General features: G+C 37.4%; 2 protein-coding genes. Both read left to right on the top strand.

From position 1 onward, the window contains the following. Nucleotides 1-209, top strand: a 209-nt coding sequence (locus CQA63_RS09975) for a hypothetical protein (RefSeq protein ID WP_170128399.1), incomplete at its 5' end; no start/stop codon positions are given. Then, nucleotides 203-3,809, top strand: a 3,607-nt coding sequence (locus CQA63_RS09165; protein ID WP_147288783.1) for a beta strand repeat-containing protein, incomplete at its 3' end; no start/stop codon positions are given. The genes CQA63_RS09975 and CQA63_RS09165, both read left to right, overlap by 7 nt.

The raw sequence follows: 3,809 nt of genomic DNA, 5'->3' as shown, positions 1-3,809 counted from the left end.
CCCACAGAGATTCTTCACCCCTTGCAGGGGTTCAGAATGACAATAGTGGCAGAGTTTCTAGTAATTCCAAAAGAGATTCTTCGGCTTTTGCAAACTCTAGGAATAACAAACTTTATGTCCTTATGGGGAATAGACTTAGCCACACGCAGGGGAAACTTACCCCGCATAATAACCCCACACACTCCAATACAAGGAGGAGCGTATGCTAAAGGCTAAAGGCTTATTACTTCCCTCTTTTATATGCTCATCCTTGCTTTACTCTCCTACCTTAGCTACTCCTTTAATCAACCCATCTACCTCTTTTGTGCAGATGTTTAATACCAGCACACACAATAATGGGCAAATTCAAGGCAATTGGTATAACTATGGGGTGTATATCGTTGCGATTCACAATGGCGGCTCTAATGCCGCCACAATTATGGGGGATATTATCAATAGCAATTACATTGGCACACTCTATTTAAATGGCAATATCACTGGTGGGATAAAGAATGTAGCAGGCACCAGCTCCACCATAGGAGACTTAAACAATTCCACACAACTCGCCTCAATCGAAAATTCTGAACAGATAAATAAAATCCTAAATTCCGCTACGATAACATCTATATCAAATTCTAAAAACATAGCCCTCTTAGAAAATCAAGCAAGCTCCAAAGTAGAGACGATAAATAACAACGCTAATGGTAATATGAGTATCACTAATCAATTTGGCGGCACGATTACTTCTATTAACAACAACACTGGAGGCACTATTAATACCCTAACTAATAGCGGCACGATTACAAACACTATTCAAAACCAAGGCACGATAACTACCCTAAGTAATAACACTAGAGGCAGTATGAGCATTAAAAATAGTAATACTATCACTACTTTAAATAATGCCGCTACCTTAAGCAAATTAGAGAATGAGAGTGGAGCTATCATAAATACTTTAAATAACAACACTGGGGGCACAATGACTTTAGAAAATAAAGGCAGTGTGGCTACTCTAACTAATCAAAGCACGATAAGTAGCTTAAGTAATGAAAGCACCATAACTACCCTTAATAATACTGCTAATGCTACCATTACCACATTAGAAAATAAAGTAGGTAGCACCATTACAAGTCTCAATAACCGAGCAGATGCTACAATACAAAGCTTTAGTAATAGTGGCACCATTACAAGCTTAATGGATAATCTGGGCACGATAAATACCTTTAGTAATAATAGCAGTGGCACATTAGATGCACTCACTAATAGCAAGACTATCACCAACTTAACCAATCAAGGCACTATCACTAATGGCATTATTAATCAACAAAACGCCACTATCACCACTTTAGATAATCAAAATGCCCTAGATAGTATTACTAACTCTGGCACTATCGCCACACTCAAGCAAAGTAATGGCACACTTAAGACCTTAGATAATAATTCCACCATTACTACCCTCACCCTAAGCTCTGCAGGGAGTATTACTACCCTCAATAACAACACTGCAGCTAATCTCAATAATCTCACCCTAGAAGAAAGCACAAGTATTACTAGTCTCTCTAACCAAGCAAGTATTGCTACCTTAGAAAACAAAGGTACACTCACAACAATAAATAACCAACAAGCAGGCAGCATAACTACCCTCAATAATCAAAAGACCCTAAATAGCATCCATAATAGTGGCACCATTAGCACTTTAGATAATACAGGCTCTATTACCACCCTTAATAATCAACAAAACGCTACCATTACTACCCTTACCACACAAGCTAACTCTATGATTACTAGCCTGAATAACCAAGGCACCATTACTAATGACTTGACTAATAAAGGCAGCATAACTACATTTAATAACCAAACAGGAGGGATTCTTGCTAACTTAAATAATGAATCTATGATAGAAAATTTAAATAACCAAGGCACTATCAATCAAAAGCTAACCAATAAAGCCTCTGGCAATATCACTACTTTAACTAATAGTGGCACCATAACTCAAGGCATTACCAATGAAGCAAGTGCAAAAATCACTACCTTAAATAATCAAGCCAATCTTACTTCTTTAGAAAACACAGGAGAAATCACTACCTTAAATAATGATAATAGTGCTACACTTACTACTCTCACTAATAATGCCAATGGCAATATTGACACCATAGAAAATAAAGCCAATTCAACCATAATTACACTTGATAATAAAACCAATGCTCAAATTGAGACTATTAATAACGCTGGCACACTCACCGCCTTAACTAATGAAACAAGTGCCACTATTCAAAACATTACTAATAGCGCTAATGCCACCATAAGTAGGCTAACCAATCAAAATGGCGCAAGTATTAGCAAAATAGACAATCAAGCTAACGCTACACTCACCACCCTTACCAACCAACAAAACGCCACCATTACTACACTAGAAAATAGTGGAAACATCACTACAAGCTTAACTAATAATGGCAGCATTACTACGTTAGAGAATAAAACGAGCGGGAGCATTACAAGCCTAAGTAACACAGGGACTATTACCACCTTAGAGAATGAAAGCAACGCCACCATAACCACATTAAATAATAGTAATGCTAATGCCATTATCCAAACCCTAACTAATAATGGCACCATAACCACAACTCTAAGTAATATGGGCACTATTACTAAGCTAGACAATCAGAGTGCTGGCTCTATAGCCAGCCTAACGAATCAACACAACATCACTACCCTTACTAATTCAGGCTCTATCACGCAAGGACTAACCAATCAAGCAAATGCGACTATCACTACCCTTACTAATACTGGTGCAAGTGCAAATCTCTCTACCATCACTAATTCTGGTAATATCACACAAAGCCTTATTAATAAAGATAGCGCTACCATTACTACACTCACCAATGAAACAAATGGCAGCATAAATAAAGTAGAGAATCAAGCTAACTCTACCATTACAAGCCTAGAGAATAAACACACCATTACCACATTAGAAAATATAGGCACACTCACCACCTTGCAAAATCAGGCAAGTGCTACCATTACCACATTAACTAACTCTGGCACTATAGCCACTACCTTTAGCAATAATGGAAATATCAATACTTTAACTAACACTGGCAGTTTCACTGCCTCTTTAAATAATGCCACTACAGGGGTAATTACTAAACTTACTAACCAAAGTAGTGGCACTATGCAAGATATTAACAATGATTATAAAATCACTACTTTAGAAAATAGGGGCACCATAACTAATGGTATTACTAATAACACCAATGGAGAAATCACTACTTTAAAGAATGCCCAAGCAACACTAAGTAGCATTAATAATAGTGGAGATATAACCACCATAGAAAATACTGAGAGTGGGGTCATTAGCGCTATTTCTAATATGGCTAATGCCTCTATAGATACATTAGAGAATAAGAGTGGGAGCACGATAACAACTCTAACCAATATGGCTAATGCAAAACTAGAAACGCTTAATAACAATGGCACATTTACTACCCTCACCAATCAAAGAAGTGGAGAAATTACGAGTATTACTAATACCAATGCCACGATGACTACTTTAGATAATACAGGAGAAATTACCACTTTAACTAATAACAACAACTCTACTATAAATGCACTCAATAATAACACCAATGCGATTCTTAGCACTTTAGCTAATAATGCAACTTCCACTATAACTACCCTGAATAATACCGGCACGATTACTAATGCCACTAATGGCGGAATGATAACAACCTTTAATAATGGCAATACGCAAACAGGAGGAGGTGGAGTAGGTGGAACAGGAGGCACTCCTGCAGGGACGATTACTAATTTTACCAATAATAGTGGCGGGA

This window comes from Helicobacter marmotae (genome assembly GCF_003364255.1).
Lineage (GTDB): Bacteria > Campylobacterota > Campylobacteria > Campylobacterales > Helicobacteraceae > Helicobacter_C > Helicobacter_C marmotae.
The sequence above is the reverse complement of the archived record's forward strand: the minus strand, read 5'-3'. Positions and strand labels throughout refer to the sequence as shown.